This window comes from Polynucleobacter corsicus (assembly GCF_018688255.1).
Taxonomy (GTDB): Bacteria; Pseudomonadota; Gammaproteobacteria; order Burkholderiales; family Burkholderiaceae; genus Polynucleobacter; species Polynucleobacter corsicus.
The window spans coordinates 469,104-490,537 of sequence record NZ_CP061314.1; the positions used below are offsets into that span (position 1 = coordinate 469,104).

At 46.2% G+C, this 21,434-nt stretch carries 15 protein-coding genes; 11 read left to right on the forward strand and 4 right to left on the reverse strand.

Features of this window, described 5'->3' with window-relative positions; genetic code table 11:
• Positions 1–30: 30 nt before the first annotated feature.
• A complete protein-coding gene (gene pepN / locus C2747_RS02580) occupies positions 31–2,664 on the forward strand; it encodes an aminopeptidase N (RefSeq protein ID WP_215332170.1) in 2,634 nt (877 codons plus the stop codon).
• 39 nt (positions 2,665–2,703) lie between these two features.
• Positions 2,704–3,714, forward strand: a complete 1,011-nt coding sequence (locus tag C2747_RS02585) for a class 1 fructose-bisphosphatase (protein WP_215332172.1) — start codon at positions 2,704–2,706, stop codon at positions 3,712–3,714.
• A 100-nt stretch (positions 3,715–3,814) separates the two neighbouring features.
• Here the strand turns inward: C2747_RS02585 and cphA are convergent, their stop codons facing one another.
• Together cphA and C2747_RS02595 are read right to left on the reverse strand one after the other, a co-directional pair.
• Positions 3,815–6,385 (reverse strand): cyanophycin synthetase, encoded by a 2,571-nt coding sequence (gene cphA, locus C2747_RS02590; protein WP_215332174.1) that lies wholly within the window; start codon positions 6,383–6,385, stop codon positions 3,815–3,817.
• Positions 6,386–8,578 (reverse strand): cyanophycin synthetase, encoded by a 2,193-nt coding sequence (locus tag C2747_RS02595; protein WP_215332176.1) that lies wholly within the window; start codon positions 8,576–8,578, stop codon positions 6,386–6,388. It abuts the gene before it with no gap.
• Between the two features lie 210 nt (positions 8,579–8,788).
• Here C2747_RS02595 and C2747_RS02600 point away from each other — a divergent pair, with 210 nt between their 5' ends.
• From C2747_RS02600 to C2747_RS02635, 8 genes are all read left to right on the forward strand, one after another.
• The gene (locus C2747_RS02600) at positions 8,789–11,128 is read left to right on the forward strand and encodes a cyanophycin metabolism-associated ABC transporter (RefSeq protein WP_215332178.1); all 2,340 of its coding nucleotides are present in this window, start codon (positions 8,789–8,791) and stop codon (positions 11,126–11,128) included.
• Positions 11,125–11,601 (forward strand): cyanophycin metabolism-associated DUF1854 family protein, encoded by a 477-nt coding sequence (locus C2747_RS02605; protein WP_215332180.1) that lies wholly within the window; start codon positions 11,125–11,127, stop codon positions 11,599–11,601. The genes C2747_RS02600 and C2747_RS02605 overlap by 4 nt, the downstream gene beginning before the upstream one ends.
• Positions 11,602–11,915: 314 nt before the next feature.
• Positions 11,916–12,914, forward strand: a complete 999-nt coding sequence (locus tag C2747_RS02610) for a Bug family tripartite tricarboxylate transporter substrate binding protein (RefSeq protein WP_251374852.1) — start codon at positions 11,916–11,918, stop codon at positions 12,912–12,914.
• A gap of 83 nt (positions 12,915–12,997) precedes the next feature.
• Positions 12,998–13,525: a tripartite tricarboxylate transporter TctB family protein gene (locus C2747_RS02615; RefSeq protein ID WP_215332184.1), complete on the forward strand. Its 528-nt coding sequence runs from the start codon at positions 12,998–13,000 to the stop codon at positions 13,523–13,525.
• Positions 13,526–13,565: 40 nt separating this feature from the next.
• Positions 13,566–15,065 (forward strand): tripartite tricarboxylate transporter permease, encoded by a 1,500-nt coding sequence (locus C2747_RS02620; protein WP_215332186.1) that lies wholly within the window; start codon positions 13,566–13,568, stop codon positions 15,063–15,065.
• A gap of 667 nt (positions 15,066–15,732) precedes the next feature.
• Entirely contained in the window at positions 15,733–16,995 is a 1,263-nt protein-coding gene (oxlT, locus tag C2747_RS02625; protein ID WP_215332188.1) for an oxalate/formate MFS antiporter, read from the forward strand.
• A gap of 89 nt (positions 16,996–17,084) precedes the next feature.
• Positions 17,085–17,456: a DUF2946 domain-containing protein gene (locus tag C2747_RS02630; RefSeq protein WP_215332190.1), complete on the forward strand. Its 372-nt coding sequence runs from the start codon at positions 17,085–17,087 to the stop codon at positions 17,454–17,456.
• Positions 17,457–17,539: 83 nt separating this feature from the next.
• Positions 17,540–18,562 (forward strand): TonB-dependent receptor, encoded by a 1,023-nt coding sequence (locus C2747_RS02635; RefSeq protein ID WP_215332192.1) that lies wholly within the window; start codon positions 17,540–17,542, stop codon positions 18,560–18,562.
• Between the two features lie 4 nt (positions 18,563–18,566).
• Here C2747_RS02635 and C2747_RS02640 read toward each other — a convergent pair whose 3' ends face one another.
• Positions 18,567–19,058 (reverse strand): TlpA family protein disulfide reductase, encoded by a 492-nt coding sequence (locus C2747_RS02640; RefSeq protein WP_215306297.1) that lies wholly within the window; start codon positions 19,056–19,058, stop codon positions 18,567–18,569.
• 81 nt (positions 19,059–19,139) lie between these two features.
• Here C2747_RS02640 and C2747_RS02645 point away from each other — a divergent pair, with 81 nt between their 5' ends.
• Complete coding sequence (locus tag C2747_RS02645) at positions 19,140–19,607, forward strand: copper chaperone PCu(A)C (RefSeq protein WP_215332194.1); 468 nt, start codon at positions 19,140–19,142, stop codon at positions 19,605–19,607.
• A gap of 75 nt (positions 19,608–19,682) precedes the next feature.
• Here the strand turns inward: C2747_RS02645 and ilvD are convergent, their stop codons facing one another.
• On the reverse strand, positions 19,683–21,374 hold the full coding sequence (gene ilvD, locus C2747_RS02650) for a dihydroxy-acid dehydratase (RefSeq protein WP_215333046.1): 1,692 nt from the start codon (positions 21,372–21,374) through the stop codon (positions 19,683–19,685).
• Between the last annotated feature and the right edge of the window lie 60 nt (positions 21,375–21,434).

Here is a 21,434-nt window from a genome sequence, read left to right on the forward strand (position 1 = left end):
GAATTTTCTTATGGGGCTTAAAATTGCTCTATGAAAACCGATCTTCCACAGAGCTTTCGTAGGCTCGAATACCGCGCTCCTAGTTACACATTCTCACAGGTTGAGTTAGATATTGCCTTAGATCCGGCTAGGACAATTGTGAAAAGTCGCCTAGAGGTTCTACCTGGTCTTGGTCATGAGGCTGGTATGCCTTTAGTGTTGCACGGCCATGAACTGGAGTTTGTGAGCTTACGCATTAATGGTGTAGCCCATCGTCAATTTGAACTTAGCCCAGAAACACTGACTGTCCATGCTTTGCCGAATGAAGGCAAACAGGCTTTCATTGTAGAGATTATCTGCGTCTGTGTGCCTGAGAAAAATACCTCACTCATGGGTTTATATGTTTCCAATGGGAATTTCTTTACCCAGTGCGAAGCCGAGGGATTCAGAAAGATTACGTACTTCCTCGATAGACCCGATGTGATGGCGCGTTATCGCGTGACTCTGCGCGCTCGTGAGGCGGAGTGCCCAGTGTTGTTATCCAATGGCAATCTAATTAGTACTGAAAAATTACCGAATGGTTGGCACAGCGCCGTTTGGGAAGACCCATTTCCAAAACCGTCTTACCTATTTGCCTTGGTCGCCGGCAAGTTGGAATGTATTGAAGAGACAATCACCACAAGCAGTGGTGCAAAAAAGTTATTGCAGATTTGGGTTGAGCCGCATGATTTGAAAAAGACCCGTCATGCGATGGATTCTTTAATTGCCTCAATTCATTGGGATGAAAAACGCTATGGCCTTGAGCTAGATCTCGAGCGCTTCATGATTGTGGCGGTAGGTGATTTCAATATGGGCGCGATGGAGAATAAGGGTCTAAATATTTTCAATACCAAGTATGTTCTGGCTCAAGCAGAGACTGCAACCGATGCTGACTTTGCTAATATTGAAAGCGTCGTGGCCCATGAGTATTTCCATAATTGGACTGGTAATCGAGTTACCTGTAGGGATTGGTTTCAACTTTCTCTTAAAGAGGGTTTAACTGTATTTCGTGATCAAGAATTCTCTGCTGATCAAATGGGTAGCGAGTCTGGCAGGGCGGTAAAGCGAATTGAAGATGTGCGTGTGTTACGTCAGCTTCAGTTTCCTGAGGATGCCGGTCCGATGGCGCATCCAATTCGCCCAGATGAATATCAAGAGATCAATAACTTCTATACCGTGACGGTATATGAGAAGGGCGCAGAAGTTGTGCGCATGTATCAGACCCTATTGGGCGTTGAGGGTTTCCGCAAAGGCATGGATTTGTATTTCCAACGCCATGATGGCCAAGCGGTTACTTGTGATGATTTTTTAGCTGCTATGGCTGATGCCAATGACCGCGATCTTTCTCAATTTAAGAACTGGTACAGCCAGGCTGGCACTCCTCAGGTCAAGGTGGAGGAATTCTATGACGCAGATAAAAAGCAATATCAAGTGACTTTGACGCAAAGCCCTTCAGCAAATATGGCGCTCAAAGATAGCAAGCTTTTTCATATTCCACTGAAGATGCGCTTATTGACATCTGAAGATGATCAGCCTGAAACTTTGTTGGAGTTAACTCAAGGTCGGCAAACTTGGACTTTTGATCAGGTGATGAGTCGCCCAGTGTTATCAATCAATCGCAATTTCTCAGCCCCGATTAATTTAGATTTTGATCAAAGCGAGGTTGACCTGCTCACCATGTTCTCGAGTGATGATGACGCCTTTAATCGTTGGGAAGCTGGTCAGAAACTGGCAATGCAAATGATTCTGGGTAATCGTTTACCTGATAAAGCGCTGATTGAGGCTTATCGCACTTTGTTAACTGACCCGAACTTGGATCCTGCGTTCAAAGAGCTGGCGCTGACTCTACCTGCCGAGACTTATTTGTATGAGCAGTGCGCGAGTGTTGATCCACAACAAATTTATAGAGCACGTCGTGCTTTCCGTCATGCTCTAGCTAGTGAGTTACGCATCGAGTGGGCTGCCCTCTATCAGCAGATGCAAACACCGGGACCATTTAATCCTGATGCAGCAAGTGCTGGTAAGCGCGCATTAAAGAATCTGTCATTAAGTATGTTGCTCGAAGCGGATCCGCCGATCTGGGCGCCAATGGCAGTCAATCAATATCAAAATGCCGACAACATGACTGACCGATACGCTGCTTTAGCTGGCTTAGTCATTCATGGATCAAAATCAGCGGCTGCTTGTTTGAAGGATTTTTATACTCGGTTTTCTGATGATGCTTTAGTGATTGATAAATGGTTTGCGTTGCAATCGAGCAGACCGCCAGTCGCAAACGCCGAATCTACCTTGAATGAAGTCAAGCGCTTGCGTGAGCATGAAGCCTTCAAAATGAATAACCCCAACCGAGTACGCAGCGTCATTCATGCTTTTTGTATGAACAATCCCGCTAGCTTTCATCAGGCGGACGGCAGTGGTTATACATTTTGGGCTGAGTCTGTTCTGGCCTTAGATCCAATCAATCCACAAGTTGCCGCTCGTTTAGCTAGGGGATTAGATCGTTGGCGTCAATTTGCCAAGCCCTACCAAGATCACATGTTGGCAGCCCTAAAGCAGGTTGCGGCTTGCGAAACTCTCTCTCCCGATGTGAAAGAGGTGGTTTCTAAGGCCTTGGGTAATGAATGGATTGAGAACAAGGCAAAATAGAGTCATCGCAGAATCAACCCCATTACGGAGAAACTCCTTTTGAGCGCTTCATATACTTTTAATACCAATTTCAAGCAATACCTGACATCTACTAAGGTTAAGGGCGCAGACATCTCTGCAGGTCTACAAGAGCTGTTGTTAGCAGTTGCTGACACTTGCTCAACTCTGAGTCATGAGGTCGCACAAGGTGCCTTAATTGGCCTGCTGGGCTCTGCTGGCACTGGTAATGTCCAGGGCGAAGTCCAGCAAAAGCTGGATGTGATTGCCAACGATTTATTAATTGACGGTGTGCAGGGATGTAAATCCTTGGCTGGCCTAGCCTCTGAAGAGATGGAGTTACCGCTTCCAGTTCAGGGCACTGGCGACTATTTGCTATTATTTGATCCATTGGATGGCTCATCCAATATCGATGTGAATGTATCCATCGGCACGATTTTTTCTGTGCTCAAGAAGCAAGATCCTTTAGCGCCATTACAAACTTCGGATTTCTTATTGTCAGGTCGTCATCAGGTAGCCGCAGGTTACGTTGTCTACGGCCCGCAAACAACCATGGCATTAACGCTGGGTGATGGCGTAGTGATGTTCACCTTAAATAAAGTGACCGGTGAATTTGTATTAATTAAGCACGCAGTGGAGATTTCTTATTCCACTAAAGAGTTCGCCATCAATATGTCGAATATGCGTCACTGGGCTGAGCCTGTTCGTCGCTATGTAGATGAGTGCTTAGCAGGTGTGAGTGGCGAACGCGATAAAGATTTCAATATGCGCTGGATTGCATCTATGGTTGCGGATGTTCATCGCGTTTTATCGCGTGGTGGCATCTTTATGTATCCATGGGACCAACGTGAGCCCCATAAGCCAGGCAAGCTGCGCCTGATGTATGAAGCTAATCCCATGAGCTTTTTAGTGGAGCAGGCTGGTGGCGCATCAACTAATGGCGATCAATTAATCATGGATATGATTCCTACTGAATTGCATGAGCGTGTCTCTGTGATGTTGGGGTCCAAAGAAGAGATTGAGCGCTTGCAGCATTACCATTCTCAGGCGTAAGTATTCGCTACTATCTGAACTACTAGGATCTAACAAAAAAGCCCAATCAGTGATTGGGCTTTTTTACTTCAGGCGATTGCCTGAAAAATGAATTCAATGACTATGGTCGAACCTGCTCTTTAAGATAGGCAAGTGATTCTTCTACTTGGTCAATAAGAATCAGGCAGATATCACCGGCAGATAAATCATTGAGTGCGGTATCAATAGCAAGAAATTCGCCAGTAACTTCTTTAACTTGTTTGGCTTTCTTAGTGCCGACTAAACCTTCTTGAAGCAGCCTGAGTACTTCACCATCTTCGCGGCCACGCTGACACTGATCTTGATACAGGATGACATTGTCAAAGCTATTGCCAAGAATGCGGGTCAGATCACGAATATCTTCATCGCGACGATCGCCGGCGCCGCTAATGACTACGTGGCTCTTCTGAGGTTTCATGGCCTCAATTGCGCTCGCTAGAGCGCGCATAGCATCTGGATTGTGGCCATAGTCAGCAATGACAGTGGCGCCTTTATGTTGGAATTGATTGAAGCGTCCTGGTACTGCATTAGCAGTGCTTTCAAAGGAGTGGAGGCCACGCGCAATCTTTTCGGCATCCAAGCCTAATGCCCAGGCCGCACCAATAGAGGCCATGGCATTTTCAATTTGGAATCCTAAAACACCATTCTGAGTTAACGGAATTTCACTGACTGGGAAGCGGAAGAGTACGCGAGATCCTTTGGAGCAGACAATAAAAGCGCCATCAAAGTAAATCACTTTTTTGTTTTTGGCTCGATGTGCGGCAATCACGGGGTGGTGTTGATTTTGCGCAAAGAAAATCACTCGACCTGTACAAACATCTCCCATCTTCACTACCATCGGATCAGTAGCATTGAGAACTGCAGCGCCAGACGGCGCTACATTCTGAACAACCACCCGTTTCAGAATGGCTAAATCTTCAACGCTAGTGATGTAGTTGAGGCCGAGGTGATCTCCTTCACCAATATTAGTCACTACAGCAACTTCACAGCGATCAAATCCTAAGCCTTCACGTAACATTCCTCCGCGAGCTGTTTCTAAAACAGCAGCATCTACATCGGGATGCATGAGAACGTTACGAGCACTCTTAGGCCCACTACAGTCTCCGGAATCAATTAAGCGATGGTTGACATATACACCATCAGTAGTCGTCATACCAACACGTAGGCCAGTCTCATTAAGTAAATGCGCAATTAGGCGAACGGTCGTCGTTTTACCATTGGTCCCGGTTACTGCTACAACTGGAATTCTGCCATCCTCACCAAGCGGGTACATCGTATTGATGATGTCTTCGCCTACAGGACGGCTCTTGCCATAGGAAGGCTTGAGATGCATACGTAGGCCCGGTGCGGCATTGACTTCAACGATGCCACCACCTTGACTCTCTAAAGGCTTATAAATTGCCTCGCACAAAATATCGACACCAGCAATGTCCAATCCAATCATTTGTGCAGCAGCGATAGCGCTTGCTGCAACATCAGGATGGACGTCATCAGTCACATCGGTAGCAGTACCGCCAGTACTGAGATTGGCATTATTGCGCAAGAGAACGCGTTCGCCTGTATTGGGTATATGTTGCGGGCTTAGACCGTTGCTAGCTAAATGTGCAAGCGCAATGTCATCAAAACGAATCTTAGTTAATGCGGTTGCATGACCATCGCCACGTAATGGATTTTTATTCTCTAATTCAACTAGTTCAGCAACGCTATGCTTGCCATCACCTACTACTTGCGCAGGCTCGCGACGGGCTGCCGCGGATAGGCGATTACCCACGACTAACAGGCGATAGTCGGCGCCAGGTAAGTAACGTTCAACAATGGTTTCTCGTCCAAAGGCTTGGGTTACTACAAAGCCAGCACGCACTTCCGTTTCCGTTTGAATATTGGCAACGACACCTTTGCCTTGATTACCATCCTTGGGCTTGAGAACAATAGGGCCACCAATTTTTTGGGCGGCACGCCATGCATCGTCTGCGGTAGTGACGACTTTACCGGTCGGTACAGATACGCCTGCAGCTGCCAAGAGGTTTTTAGTAAGCTCTTTATCTTGTGCAATTGCTTCGGCAATGGCACTAGTGTCACTGGTCTCGGCTGCTTGGATACGCTTTTGTTTGCTACCCCAACCAAACTGCACCATGCTGCCCTCAGTCATGCGGCGATAGGGGATGTTTCTCTGTACTGCAGCGTCAACAATCGAACCGGTACTTGGCCCTAGGCGCACATCTTCATACAGGGCCTCTAATTCTGAGAGGGCGGCTGCTAAATCAAACGTTACATCGTTGAGCGTTGCCTGAATTAATGCAAAGGCAAAGTCAAAAGCCATTCGTCCAACGACTTCTTCGGTGTACTCCACTACAACTTGATATACGCCTACGTCTATGGTTTGTACCGAGCGGCTAAAAGTAACAGGGCAGCCTGCTTGAGATTGAAGACCCAGAGCAGCATGTTCTAGGGCGTGTGCTAACGAGAGTGTTTCATTGTGCCCACCGCGACGCATACTGCCTAATTGCGGAAAGCGCTCACGAATCTTAATTTCAAATTCGGGAATCAGATCAATCGAACGCTCTGATTCCTCGCAAGACACAATGGCCTCTAAAGCGGTATGGCGGCTCCATAAATTTGGGCCGCGTAACATGCGAATACGGGTGATTTCCAATTAAGCCCCTACTGAAATACTAGCGTCAGAAACAAAAGTTTCAGCACCAGCTTCGATAACGTTGAACGGAATGTCTAAGGCCCAGGCTGCAGCAATCGCGGCGCCAAGATTTAATGGTTTCCATGGCTCGCCAGCACTAGGCTCAGAGTTAGGTGGTACTGGAATACTCTTTTGATCATGCTTAGTGGACTTCAAGGTAATCTGTTGATTACCAATCATCACGACACGACCACCATTCTTCAAGTGCTCTTGTGCAATCGAGGATGTGGAGTCTTGAGTAAAGAAGATGACTTCGCCATCACAGAGTTCCGCCATGCTGGCAACCATTGGATCATCTGCATTGAGAACGGCAACTCCCGTTGGTAGCACCACATCTACTTGGGTTCTGACAATGCTAAACACTTGGTCTTCATCGTAGATAGCGTATTGAGGAAAGTTGGCTTTGGGATCTACGTTTAATACAACGCCCACTTGGCAGCGGTCGTAGGCTAATCCCTCTATCAACATAGACAGATTGTTATTCTCGATCACGGCTGCTTCCACTGCGCGGTTCAATAAAGTACGGCGGGCATTTTCCCAGTTAGCAGCATTGCTCTTTTGAATTGAGCGATGACCAAAAAATAAACCCTTGCTGCAAGAAAGGCCGACATACAAATTCGTGAGTCGCAAGAAGTGGGCAATCATTTCGGCTACAGGGGTTTTGCCACGAGCACCACAAACTCCCACAACAGGAATACGGAAATCAGTTCCTGGTGGGAAGAGGTGGTCGGCGATCTCTTTACCGACCGGTTGAGGTTTGCCGCTGGCAGGTTTTAAGTGCATCAATAAGCCAGGCCCAGCATTGACTTCAACAATAGCCGCATTCTGCTCATGTAGTGGTTTGCTAATATCCTGCGCAACCAAGTCGACACCAGCAATTTCTAATCCCACTACGCGAGCAGCAAGAGCAACTTGACTGGCTGCATCTGGATGAACTAAGTCAGTAACATCAAAAGCGACGTTGCCATTACTTTGAATCAGTACTTTTTGATCTAAACCCGGAACACTGGTACCGGTTAACTTTTGGCGTGCAAGCTCTAACTCCACTGCAGAGTCAATGCGAACTGGGTTGAGTGGACATTCTTCAGTTTTGCCGCGACGTGGATCGGAGTTAATTTGAATTTGAATCAACTCAAAAACAGTGTGCTGGTTATCACCAGTAACCCAAACAGTTTCACCTTTTGCGGCTGCAACTACTTTATTGCCAACTACCAGTAGGCGATGCTCGTCACCCAGAATGTGCCGCTCAACTAAAACTTCGCTACCTTCATCGATTGCAACAGCATAGGCTGCCTCAATTTCTTGTTGGGTATAGAGATTGATAAATACACCGCGGCCGTGGTTGCCATCGATCGGTTTGACTACCACTGGCAAGCCGATATCTTGAGCTGCTTCCCATGCATCATCAGCGCTGGTAACTGTGCGACCCTCGGGGGTTGGAACTCCGGCGCTAGATAGAAGGCTCTTCGTGAGATCTTTGTCTCGAGAAATCGTTTCAGCGATAGCGCTGGTTTGATCGGTTTCTGCTGTCCAGATGCGACGCTGCTTAGCGCCATAACCGAGTTGCACTAAGTTACCCTCAGATAGTCGGATCGAGGGGATGCCCCGCTCCTCAGCCGCATTCACGATGCAGGCGGTACTGGGGCCGAGCAATAGATCATCCCCGAGCTCACGCAGTTCTTCAAGAATGCTGGCAACTAGTGCGACAGGATCTTTGGTGTCCTGCGCTAGAGCAAGATATAAATCGCGAGCGTATTTGAGTGCAGTGAGTGTTACTTCCTCATTAACTGCGCTCACCATGACTTTGTAAACACCGCGGCGATCACCGTCACGCGCTTTACCAAAGCCGCCGGGGATGCCGGCTAAATTTTGTAATTCCAGGGTGAGGTGCTCAAGGATGTGAGCGGGCCAAGTACCCTCCTCAACCCTTTTGAGAAATCCACCAGCCTCACCATAGCTGCAGCGGTGTTCTTGAAGACTGGGAAGCGCTCGAACAAGTCGGTCATAAAACCCAGGAATGAGATTGGAGGGGAAATCTTCTAATTCACCAATATCGAGCCAAACTTCAATAACGGGATGGTAAGTCCACATATTGGGGCCGCGAAGATGCTTGACACTCAAGATCTCAATGGATTTATCTAGTAATTGGGGCATATGTGGAGTGGGGGATTTCAGCGCCAGCATAAAAAATGGTGGCGGAGATGTCTCAGACTGTCTCTCTGGTTCTAGTAATTATTCAAAATCCACAAAATTAGCAAAAATGCATAAAAAAGCTTACCTCGCCAATTTAACGGCTTTCTACCCACTAAAGTTGACAGTCTTAATAAATCATAAAAATCTAGCTCCACTATACTTTTATGATTAATGAAGCCAGAAATTTCCCCATCCGTCCCCCCGTTGCCAGGTCACTGGGCTAGCGTTTTAGAAGCTCCCCAATCCCCAGTAAAAGACCCTAACTCCATACTGGCCTGGGTTGAGCTTGATCTCGATGGTGAAATGCGCTTTGAAAAAAGCCTACTTTGTTTGATTCCTACGGGTCTATTTTGGAGTGACGGTACTCACTCAGAATTCTGGCCTATTAGCTCTGGAGCCCATCTTTTGCATGGTGATCACGCCGGAGTAGGGCATCTCAAGCTGGAGTCTGAGGCTAGCCTGCTACGACTCTGGTACTTCACTCTGGCTGTCAACCCTCAGGCATTGCGTCTACAGAGTAGTTTTGGGCAATTAATCAAGGGTGATCAGCTTAGCCAAGAGCCCGAGGCTTCTGAATACGATAAGCAGGTTTGTCCGGTGTGTTTAAGCCCAAAGCCTGCCAACTCAGATGCTTGCCCAACTTGCGATCCAGAGGAGGATGCCCCTCCATCGACTTGGACTTTATTTAAGTTGTGGCGCTATGCACGCCCTTATAAAAAAGAGCTTTTGTTGGGTTTTATCCTGACCTTGCTGTCAACCGGCGCCACACTGATTCCCCCTTATTTGACGATGCCATTGATGGATCATGTGTTGATTCCATATGAAAAAGGCAATCCGATTGATTTTGATTTAGCTAGTAAATACCTCTTTGCATTATTTGCTGCGGCAATTGTTGCTTGGGGCCTTGGTTGGTGGAAAACTTATTTACTCGCATTGGTGAGTGAGCGCATCGGTGCAGATCTTCGTAATACGACTTTTGAGCATTTGCTCAAATTATCTTTAGAGTATTTTGGTGGCAAAAGAACCGGCGACTTGATTGCGCGTATTGGCGCTGAGACAGATCGTATCTGCGTATTCTTATCTTTGTACGCTTTAGATTTCATAACTGATGTCATCATGATTACGATGACGGCAGCAATTTTGGTGTCAATTGATCCTCTGCTTGCATTGGTCACTTTGGCGCCATTGCCATTTATCGTATGGATGATTCATGTAGTGCGCGACAAGTTGCGATTTGGTTTTGAAAAGATTGATCGCGTTTGGTCTGAAGTCACCAATATCTTGGCTGATACGATTCCAGGGATTCGGGTAGTCAAAGCATTTGCTCAAGAAGATCGTGAGCTCAAACGCTTTGTTGATTCCAATAAACACAATTTACAAATCAATGATCGCGTTAATCGCGTCTGGGGATTGTTCTCCCCAACGGTAACGCTGCTAACAGAAACCGGACTCTTGGTGGTGTGGGGCTTTGGTATTTGGCAGGTTGCACATCAAAAGGTCACTGTTGGTGTGTTAATTGCCTTCTTGGCCTACATTGGACGCTTCTACATTCGACTCGATTCAATGAGTCGTATCGTTTCACATACGCAAAAAGCAGCGGCTGGGGCTAAGCGTATTTTTGATATTTTGGATCATGTCTCGAGTGTTCCCGAGCCAATCAATCCAGCACCTTTGGGTGCAGTGAAAGGCCGCATTTCCCTGCGGGGCGTGGGTTTTCGCTATGGCAACCGTGCGGTTTCTAAAGGGATTGATTTAGATATTGCCCCTGGAGAAATGATTGGTTTAGTTGGTCATAGCGGCTCTGGTAAGAGCACTTTGGTGAACTTGATTTGCCGCTTCTATGACGTGAGTGCTGGTTCGATTACTTTGGATGGGCGTGATATTCGTAGCATCAGAATTGCTGACTATCGCAAGCGCATTGGTTTGGTTTTGCAAGAGCCATTTTTATTCTTTGGCACGATTGCAGAAAATATTGCTTACGGAAAGCCAGAGGCCACCCGCGAGGAAGTTATTGAAGCGGCGCGCGCTGCCCATGCCCATGAATTTATTCTTCGCTTACCACTCGGTTATGACTCATTAGTAGGTGAGCGCGGTCAATCTCTCTCAGGTGGTGAGCGTCAACGTATTTCCATTGCCCGTGCGTTGTTGATTAACCCCAGCATTCTCATTTTGGATGAAGCTACCTCATCGGTAGATACCACCACTGAAAAAGAGATTCAGCGCGCTTTAGATAATTTGGTGAAGGGCCGCACTACGATCGCGATTGCTCATCGCCTCTCTACTTTAAGAAAAGCAGACCGCTTGGTCGTGCTTGATAAAGGCGAGATCGTGGAGATTGGGTCGCATGATGAGCTGATGGATGCACAGGGCGCGTACTACGCCCTGTATCAAGCTCAATTACGCCACGCTGCAGAGCTAGTTGAAGGCGGTGCTATAGGTGAAAGCATCGATGAGAATGGGCGCAAAGACGGCCCGCAAGCCATTGCCAAAGAAACTGGGGGCGGAGCATGAGTCAGCATCAACAGTTACACACACTAGAACGCGATGCGCTCGGTCGACTGGTATTCATCGATGCAGCTGGAACTCACCATGTTGGCGTTTATCCAGTCAGAGCCTTCCCGATTACTGCACCAGGCGCTGGAATCTCGATCATGGATCAGTCGGGCAAAGAGTTATATTGGTTTGACGGCATCACCACGATTCCTGAAGGTGAGTTAGCCCTGATTGAAGAAGAGCTGGCTACTCGCGAGTTCATGCCTGTGATTGAAAAAATCACCAGGGTGTCTACTTTTGCAACTCCGAGTATTTGGGATATTGAAACCGATCGTGGCCCCACTAGAATTCGCCTGAAAGGCGAGGAAGATATTCGCCGCATAGCTGGCAATATGCTTCTGATTGCCGACTCCAATGGCCTGCAATTTTTAATCAAAGACTCCACTCAGTTGGACAAAGTCAGCAAAAAACTGCTAGATCGTTTCCGCTAGAACCAAATAAGACACACTGTTTTTATTTAGCTTTTGCAGGCGACACACTTTTCAACTCTTTTCAGGGTTAACCCTGATCAAGTCAACTTTTAATGCTTTAAGGCGCTAAAAAGTTAATCCCCTATTAATAGTAGGCATTCTGGGTGCAGAAAATTAAATTGGTATTGAAAAATAAATGTACATTAAGTGATGTTTATAAAATTTATAGGCAGTCTACCCATTGAATGTCCATGAGTTTGCCAAAGTCATTTTGAATAAATAAAGATAGCCAAATTGAGATGTCCATTTTAATAAGAAGGAGTATTTTTATGAAGATGAAGTTCAGCGTGGCTTTCGTTTCTGCCGCATTAATCCTTCCTACTTTTGGTGTATCACCTGCATACGCAGTATGGGAGCCAACAAAACCAGTCGAGTTTATTATTCCAGCCGGCCCTGGCGGTGGCGCCGACCAAATGGCTCGCATGATTCAAGGGATAATTACCAAAAATAAGCTCATGAAGCAGGCCATCATCCCTGTAAATAAAGGCGCTGGTGCAGGCGCTGAAGGTTTCTTGGCTATGAAAGAAGCTAAAGGCGATCCAAATAAGATTGTGATCACGCTCTCTAATTTATTTACAACTCCATTGGCAACTGGCGTTCCATTTAACTGGCAAGACATTACGCCGGTAGCTATGTTGGCGCTTGATCAATTTGTTTTGTGGGATAACACAGAAAAGCCTTACAAGACGGCTAAAGAATATATTGACGCCGCTAAAGCTGCCGGCCCAGGTAAATTTAAAATGGGTGGTACCGGATCTAAGCAAGAGGATCAAATTATTACCGTAGCAATTGAAAAAGCAACGGGCGCTAAGTTTACTTACATCCCATTTAAAGGGGGTGGCGAGGTGGCTGTTCAGCTTGTTGGTAACCACATTGATTCTTCTGTGAACAATCCCATTGAAGCCGTGGCCCAGTGGCGCGCCAATAAATTACGTGCCTTATGCGTCTTTGATGACACCCGCATGCCATACAAAGAAAAAATTACGGATACTCAATCATGGTATGACGTGCCAACTTGCAAAGAGGCGGGTGTAACGACTGACTACACCATGTTGCGTGGTATCTTTATGGCTCCTGGTGTGACGCAAGAGCAAGTTGATTTCTACATTGAATTGTTCAAGAAAGTGCGCGCTACACCAGACTGGAAGAAGTTCATGGCCGATGGTGCATTTAATCAAACATTCATGACTGGTAAAGAGTTTAGAAATTGGTTGACTCTGAATGAGGCTCTGCACAAGCAATTAATGACTGAAGCTGGATTCTTGGCTAAGTAATTTGCAAAAAATGAGATAAGCCCTCTATCGTGGGGGGCTTATTTTTAAGTAAGCGTATTAATTAACTTTAATTAGTGAAAAAAATGTCTGAAAAAACAAATAATTCAAACGAAGATTCAGTAATCAGCGTAAGAGTAATGGACATCATTGCCGCCCTTTTATTTCTTGCGGTGGGTCTCACAGTCATGATTGGAAGTTTAAAGTTGGGTGCTAGCTGGGGTAGTGATGGCCCAGAGGCTGGGTACTTTCCTTTTTACATTAGCTTAATCATCATGCTTTCGAGCTCGGTTACTTTGTATCAAGCGGCAATCGTGGATAAGGAAAAGAAGGCAGAATCGTTTGTTAGTAGGGAGTCCTTCAAGCAAGTAATGGCAGTCTTATTACCAGCAATTGTTTTTGTTCTTGGTGTGCAGTTAATTGGCATTTACGTTTCCTCCGTTTTCTACATCGCCATCTTTATGGTTTGGCTCGGCAAATACCCAATTTGGAAAGCTATTGTTGTATCGGTTGGGGTTAGTGCAGCCCTTTACCTTATGTTCGAGTTCTGGTTTCAAGTGCCATTACCACATGGTTCATGGTTCAACCCGCTCGAATTTTTTGGCGTGAACTAATAAATACAATCAAAAAAGATTAGAAACAAAGGAGTACGAGTTGGAAGAAATTAACGCTCTGTTCAGTGGTTTTGCAATTGCAATGACACCCTTTAATCTATTGTTGATGTTAATTGGTGTAACACTTGGTGTGATTATTGGCGTATTGCCTGGTCTTGGGGGTGCAAATGGGATTGCGATTCTATTGCCATTGACTTTCACAATGCCGCCAACTTCCGCAATCATTATGCTTTCCTGTATTTATTGGGGCGCATTGTTTGGCGGTGCAATTACTTCTGTTTTGTTTAATATTCCTGGCGAGCCTTGGTCGGTAGCGACAACCTTTGATGGTTATCCAATGGCTCGTAATGGTAAGGCGGGCGAGGCTTTAACTGCTGCGTTTACTTCTTCATTTGTGGGTGCTTTTTTTGCCATTGTGATGATTACTTTTTTAGCGCCACTAGTCGCTAAGTTTGCATTGCAATTCGGGCCTCCCGAATTCTTCTCGGTGTACCTGCTCACCTTCTGCAGTTTTGTGGGCATGAATAAGGGCTCACCATTTAAAACAATTTCTGCCATGATGCTTGGGTTTGCTTTGGCAACTGTTGGTATGGATACGGTCACAGGCCAATTGCGTTTAACTTTTGGTAACCCAGAGTTAATGCGTGGCTTTGACTTCTTGATTGCTGTGATTGGTTTGTTTGGTATTGGCGAGATCTTGCTATCAATGGAAGAAGGACTCGCATTTCAAGGGGCGGCTGCCAAGATCCGTGGCAAGGTTGTTCTTGAGACATGGAAACAATTGCCTAAGTACTGGGCCACTTCATTGCGCAGCTGTTTGATTGGTTGCTGGATGGGTATCACTCCTGGTGGTGCCACACCTGCATCCTTTATGGCCTATGGTGTTGCTAAGCGCGTTTCTAAAGATGGCGACAAGTTTGGTACCGGTAAAATGGAGGGTATTGTGGCCCCAGAAACTGCAGCACATGCTGCTGGTACCGCCGCCTTGTTGCCAATGCTATCCCTAGGAATTCCAGGCTCACCAACAGCAGCAGTCTTACTTGGTGGTTTGTTGATCTGGGGTTTACAGCCAGGTCCTTTACTCTTCGTAGAGAAGCCTGACTTTGTTTGGGGCTTGATTGCTAGTATGTATCTTGGCAACTTAGCTGGCCTATTTGTAGTGTTGACCTGTGTGCCATTGTTTGCATCTATCTTGAGAATCCCATTTTCAATCATTGCGCCAGTCATTATTGTGATTTGTGCCGTGGGTGCATATACCGTTCATAACGCTACCTTTGACGTATGGTTGATGTTGGGCTTCGGTGTGCTCGGTTATATCTTTAAGAAGCTTGACTACCCAATGGCGCCTATGGTCTTGGCCTTGGTATTGGGCGATCGTGCGGAAGACTCTTTCCGTCAATCGATGCTGTTCTCGCAGGGAAGCTTAGATATATTCTTCTCAAACTATCTTGTAGCAACCATTACTTCTATCGCCTTATTGCTACTTTTCTGGCCCTTGATTGGCAAATTAATAGGTAAGAAAAAGGCTGATACGGCATAGGATCAAAGTATTCGAAAGGTGATGGACAACAAACAAAAAAGGGGCGTGAGCCCCTTTTTTTCATGTCTTTGCACTTGAAATACTGAAAGCGAAAGAGGCTTGTGATGGGTATTTGAATAAACCCAATATTTCCAGCTGAAATCCGTTTTTCCATTAAATTAAATTAAATATCTAATAAAAACAATAGCTTATCAAACTGATAATTGAACTTCATGCGAAAATAAGCCGTTACTCTCTTTGCTGCACAGCAATAGAATTAGGGTTATACTGTAGGTATTAACCCTTAAGGAGATTCAAATGACCGTTTTATTGAATATGATCAACCAGCTTTTTTCTGAAAGCAAAACTAGCCCAAAACAAACTGCTCGTCACTATGATTGCGACGGCGCTTATCGCGGCATGTAATTTAAAAAATTACGATCACAAGAAAGTCACCTCCGGGTGACTTTTTCTTTGCCAAAAATTCTTCAAAGTCATCCGCATGAAGTTCAAAGCAGTTAAAACTGCCTCATGTTTCTTATGCTTAGGTCAAGGGTAATCACTAGTAGGGTTTTAAAGGAAACTTGATTGCTATCAAGACATTGATTCTTTTAATGCTTAAAAATCGTGTATCCCAATTTTTGGGCGACGATAGTATTTGTGAATAGTAAAAAATAGGAGATTACGGATGAGCGGCGAGAAAACTGCAGGACCTTTAGGGGGTCGTTGGTTTCAGCTACTAATCGGCATTATTTGTATGTCGATGATTGCAAACTTGCAATATGGTTGGACTTTATTTGTGAACCCAATTGACGCAAAGTTTGGTTGGGGTCGTGCAGCAATTCAAGTTGCCTTCACCATTTTCGTTCTGACTGAGACTTGGTTAGTGCCTATTGAAGGTTACTTAGTAGATAAGTTTGGCCCGCGGCCAGTAGTATTTGTCGGCGGCATCTTATGTGGTCTAGGCTGGATGATGAATGCCCATGCAGACACATTAACAATGCTCTATATGGCTGCCGCTGTTAGTGGTGTAGGCGCTGGTGCTGTTTACGGTACTTGCGTAGGTAACGCCCTCAAGTGGTTCCCGGATCGTCGCGGTTTAGCGGCTGGTATGACTGCTGCTGGCTTTGGTGCTGGCTCTGCATTGACTGTGATTCCAATTGCAAACATGATTGCTAATCAAGGTTATCAAGATGCGTTTTGGTACTTCGGCATTTGGCAAGGCATCATCGTTGTTGTCCTCAGCTTATTGCTGTCTAAGCCGATCAAGAGCGCTATCACTACCGTGAGAGCTAGCGTTGCTCAAACTCGCAAGGATTTCCGTCCGATGGAAATGATCAAGCAGCCTGTGTTCTGGATCATGTACCTCATGTTCGTAATGGTTGCTGCTGGTGGCTTGATGGCTACCGCCCAATTAGGCCCAATTGCTAAAGACTTCCAAATTGCTGGTGTAACAGTGAGCTTGATGGGCTTGGCATTACCTGCATTGACCTTTGCTTTGACTGTTGACCGCGTATTGAATGGTTTGACACGTCCTTTCTTTGGTTGGGTATCAGACAAGATTGGCCGTGAGCAAACAATGACACTGTGCTTCACATTTGAGTGCTTAGGTATTCTTGGTTTGTACTACCTCGGTCGTGATCCAGTCATGTTTGTTCTGTTAACCGGTTTAGTGTTCTTTGCTTGGGGTGAGATCTATAGCTTGTTTCCATCAACTAACGCTGATACTTTTGGATCAACATACGCTGCTGGTAACGCAGGCCTTCTCTACACGGCAAAAGGAACTGCTTCATTGCTAGTACCTTTATCTAGCGTATTGGTGGCCACTACTGGTGGTTGGGAAGTGGTGTTCTGGGTTGCGAGTTTCTTGAATGGAACTGCTGCAATCTTGGCTTGGTTCGTATTGCGTCCAATGCGTCGCAAATTGATCGAGCGCTCAGCTTCGATGTAATTCAGTTTTATGAAGCATAAAAGAGGTCCTTAGGGACCTCTTTTGCATTTTCAAGCCTGCAATATTATTAAGATAAAATCTTACTCATAATGAATTTCCGTAAAAACCGCCTCATGCACTGGATTGTTGCTCTAGCAATCGCAATGAGTGCGCTTGCGCCAGCAGTTTCTCAAGCGGTATCGCTTGCAAAACATGGTCAAGGTTTTGCAATGGAGATCTGTTCTGCAGACGGCATGAATATGCAGATTCAAGTGCAAACTGATGATCAGGTGGATCTGGTGGGCGCGCAGCCTTGTCCGTATTGCTTAGCTCAGAGCATGATTAACCCAGCTTTTAATGCCAATCTGACATTCCAAGCGCCGCAAACATTTGCTTTGCTGCCACAGCTTTTCTATCAATCACCCAAGCCGCTTGCCGTTTGGGTAACCCCACTTTCTACAGCACCCCCTTCACCAGCCTAAAAATGATTAAGGGCATAGCCTAGCTATGTAGTTGGTAACAAGGTAATTCATTTGTTGCCGTCATGTTGTGTGGGGAAATAAAAATGAAGTTAAGAAAAATAGTAGTTCTGATGGCATTAGCATTGCCTTCTGCCGCATCAATCGCTTGCTCGAGTTGTGGCTGTAGCTTGAATACCGATATTGGTACTCAGGGCATGGGAATGACTGAAGGTTGGACCTTAGATATCCGCTACGATGCTGTGAATCAAAATAAACTGCGATCCGGCACTAGGTCCATATCCCAGTCTGCGGCTGCTGCCACGGGTAATGAGGTTGAAAACTATACGCAAAATAATTATGTTACCGGCTCCTTGGATTACAGCAATGGTGAGAGTTGGGGGGTAACTGCGATCCTTCCCTACATCATGCGCAGTCATAGTACTTTTGGAGCATTTGCAGATGGCGGTGGTCCACCTGAGCAGGGTGATGGTGCGTATAGCTCCAAAACTTCCGGAGTGGGCGATATCAAAATTATTGGCCGCTACTTTGGCTTTGCGGAGCAAAAGGATTGGGGCTTACAGTACGGACTTAAATTACCCACTGGCGCTCGCAATCAAACAGGCAGTCTAGTGGCTGGCGGGCAGACTATGATCGACCCCGGACTGCAGGCGGGTAGTGGCTCTACTGATTTAATCGTGGGAGCTTATCAGTTTGGCTTTATCAGTGGCAGTGAAAATTGGGGGTATTTTGCACAGCTTCAATATCAAGCAGCGGTGATGGTGCAATCCGTACCAACCAATGCGCCCAACCCCGATGGTGTCTATGGCGGCACTTATCGACCCGGGAATTCAGCGAACATGAACTTGGGCGTTAACTATCAAGCCTTTGAGAGTTGGGTGCCAACCCTGCAGTTGAATGTTCTGAATAAGAGAGTCGATAGCGGTACCGCTGCTGATACCTTCGCAACTGGGGGTACGCTTGCTTATCTGACGCCAGGCTTGCTATATCGGGTGAGTGAAAAAACTCAGGTCTATGCCAACATACAGCTACCCATCTATCAAAATGTGAATGGCATTCAGATAGTGCCAAGTTACATTGCCTCAATGGGGGTGAGGGTACATTTTTAAGGAGCTATTGAAGAAGCGGGGTAACAATCTCCTCTAGAGTTTTTAAGTCAAGCTTAGGCTCGCCAGTGAGACCATTCTTTCTTAGAATTCCCTGCTTATCAATAATGAATGTACTTGGTATGCGCCAAATTCTCCCGTATCCAGAGAAGTCGACTTGTTTTTTGTCGGCCGATAAAAAGGAATATTGATTCATGATCTTATTGGCTTGCAAGATATCAGAGGGTTTATCCATGGTGATAGCCAAAACCTCGAGCCCTTTTGCTTTATTTTTCTTTAGGTATGCTTCGATGATGGGCATTTCTTCTCTGCAGGGCTCGCACCAGCTGGCCCAAAAGTTAACCAAAATAACCTTACCCTTATTCGCGCTCATAGAAAATGCCTTGCCATTAATAAGAGTGCCTTCGATATTGGGTGCCGCCTGTCCAATTTCTAACGCTGCAAAAGCGATTGGGCAATTCAGGGCAATAATGATGAGGAGAATGGGGCGAATGCACATAGGATTGAAAGAATTAATTTGACGAAATTTACTATTAACTTTAATTACATATTGAAATGAATTTACTGGGAGGAAGTACACATGAAGAGTAATACTTTGTTAGTGACATTATCGCTTTTGATCATCGCTTGTGGTGGTAATTCACATGCGCAAACTGCCAAGGTAGGTAGCGTTCAAATTGAAAATGCCTACACTCGCGCTACAGTACCGGGCCAAATGGCTGCCGGTGGCTTTATGAAGATTGAAAATAAAGGCGCTGCTGATCAGTTGATTTCTGCTAGCTCACCCATTGCAGGTGAAGTGCAGTTACATGAGATGTCGATGGATGGACAGGTCATGAAAATGCGTCAGGTCAAAGATATCCCCGTGCCAGCAGGTGGCGCAGTTGAATTAAAGCCAGGGAGCCTGCATTTGATGTTCATAAATATTAAAGCGCCATTAGCTGCTGGTGAGATGGTTCCAGTAAAGCTGAAGTTTGCTAAAGCGGGCGAAGTAGAGGTAAAAATGCCTGTGAATGCCATGGGCAGCCCAGGTGCAATGAGGCACTAAGCTGAAGCTTAAGTAGTATGCGCAACTAAAAAGCCCCTAGTTTTACTTAGGGGCTTTTTAGTTGGGTTAGTGAATTTAGATTTTTAAATCCAAGTCAGTCACTGCGCCTTTACTAGCACTACTTGCCAAGCTGGCATATTTAGCTAGCAAGCCACGGGTGTAACGTGGCTTAGGTTGTACCCATGCAGCTCGACGCTTCGCAATCTCATCATCGCTCACATTGAGTTGAATGAGTAACTTATGGGCATCGATCGTGACAGAGTCACCCTCATGAATCAGGGCAATTACACCTCCCACATAAGCCTCAGGAGCAACGTGACCTACAACCATACCCCAAGTACCGCCAGAGAAGCGGCCATCAGTAATCAGACCTACTGTCTCGCCTAAGCCCTGGCCAACGAGGGCAGAGGTAGGGGCAAGCATCTCGCGCATGCCAGGACCGCCTTTAGGACCCTCGTAGCGAATGACCACAACGTCACCATCTTTGATCTTCTGCGCCATGATGGCTGCCATTGCATCATCCTCAGAATCAAATACGCGAGCAGGACCAGTAATAGATGGATTCTTGAGGCCGGTAATTTTGGCAACGCAACCTTCAGGAGAGATATTGCCCTTGAGGATGGCTAAGTGACCTTGTTTGTAAAGTGGGGTGTCTAAAGTACGGATCACTTTTTGATCGGCACGCGGCACGGATGGAATATCTTTCAATGTCTCAGCAATGGTTTTGCCGGTGATAGTCATGCAGTCACCATGCAAGAGTCCGCCATCCAACAAGATCTTCATCACCTGCGGAATGCCGCCAGCTTGGTGAAGGTCGGTTGCTAAATACTGGCCAGATGGTTTCATATCCACGATCACGGGTACGCGCTTACGAATGCGCTCAAAGTCATCAATTGTCCAATCGATTTCAGCAGCGCTAGTGATCGCCAGAAAATGCAGAACCGCATTGGTAGAGCCGCCCACTGCCATGATGACGCTTACAGCGTTCTCAATCGATTTCTTGGTAATGATGTCGCGTGGACGTAAATTATTTTTGATAGCCTCAACTAAGACAATTGCTGAATCATGGGCGCTAGTGACTTTTTCAGCATCTACGTTAGACATGGTGGATGAGTAAGGCAGGCTCATGCCTAAGGCTTCGAATGAGGAGCTCATGGTGTTGGCGGTATACATACCTCCGCAGGAGCCGCTACCTGGACAAGCATTTTGCTCAACACCCTTCAGATCTTCTTCGCTGAGACGGCCTGAGGTGAATTCACCAACAGCTTCAAATGCAGAAACAATATTGAGCTCTTTACCTTTGAAATGGCCTGGCTTAATGGTTCCGCCATAAACATAAATTGCTGGTACGTTAGTACGCGCAATCGCCATCATTCCGCCTGGCATGTTTTTATCGCAACCGCCAATGACTAGAACGCCGTCCTGCCATAGACCATTTACACAAACCTCGATGCTGTCGGCAATGACTTCACGCGAGACGAGGGAGTATTTCATACCCTCGGTACCCATCCCGATACCGTCTGACACGGTCGGAGTGCCAAACATTTGCGCTTTTGCACCCGCTTCCTCAAGAGCGCTTACTGCTGCATCAGCGAGTTTCTGCAAACCACTATTACAAGGGGTAATGGTGGAATGGCCATTAGCCACGCCAACCATCGGCTTTACAAAATCCTTCTCTTCATAGCCCATCGCGTAATACATTGAGCGATTGGGAGCGCGAGCAACCCCTTCGGTGACATTGCGCGAGCGTTCATTGAGGCGTTTCATACTGATAGTTACTCCAGAAAAGAATTTGTCGAAAAGCACTATTGTGCCGTGATACAAGGC

What these genes read in the sequence shown, in the direction of transcription:
- pepN (WP_215332170.1), top strand. Translation starts at nt 31, where the DNA reads ATGAAAACCGATCTTCCACAGAGCTTTCGTAGGCTCGAATACCGCGCT.
- C2747_RS02595 (WP_215332176.1), bottom strand. Translation starts at nt 8,578, where the DNA reads ATGCCCCAATTACTAGATAAATCCATTGAGATCTTGAGTGTCAAGCAT.
- C2747_RS02600 (WP_215332178.1), top strand. Translation starts at nt 8,789, where the DNA reads ATGAAGCCAGAAATTTCCCCATCCGTCCCCCCGTTGCCAGGTCACTGG.
- C2747_RS02605 (WP_215332180.1), top strand. Translation starts at nt 11,125, where the DNA reads ATGAGTCAGCATCAACAGTTACACACACTAGAACGCGATGCGCTCGGT.
- C2747_RS02610 (WP_251374852.1), top strand. Translation starts at nt 11,916, where the DNA reads ATGAAGTTCAGCGTGGCTTTCGTTTCTGCCGCATTAATCCTTCCTACT.
- C2747_RS02615 (WP_215332184.1), top strand. Translation starts at nt 12,998, where the DNA reads ATGTCTGAAAAAACAAATAATTCAAACGAAGATTCAGTAATCAGCGTA.
- oxlT (WP_215332188.1), top strand. Translation starts at nt 15,733, where the DNA reads ATGAGCGGCGAGAAAACTGCAGGACCTTTAGGGGGTCGTTGGTTTCAG.
- C2747_RS02630 (WP_215332190.1), top strand. Translation starts at nt 17,085, where the DNA reads ATGAATTTCCGTAAAAACCGCCTCATGCACTGGATTGTTGCTCTAGCA.
- C2747_RS02635 (WP_215332192.1), top strand. Translation starts at nt 17,540, where the DNA reads ATGAAGTTAAGAAAAATAGTAGTTCTGATGGCATTAGCATTGCCTTCT.
- C2747_RS02640 (WP_215306297.1), bottom strand. Translation starts at nt 19,058, where the DNA reads ATGTGCATTCGCCCCATTCTCCTCATCATTATTGCCCTGAATTGCCCA.
- C2747_RS02645 (WP_215332194.1), top strand. Translation starts at nt 19,140, where the DNA reads ATGAAGAGTAATACTTTGTTAGTGACATTATCGCTTTTGATCATCGCT.
- ilvD (WP_215333046.1), bottom strand. Translation starts at nt 21,374, where the DNA reads ATGAAACGCCTCAATGAACGCTCGCGCAATGTCACCGAAGGGGTTGCT.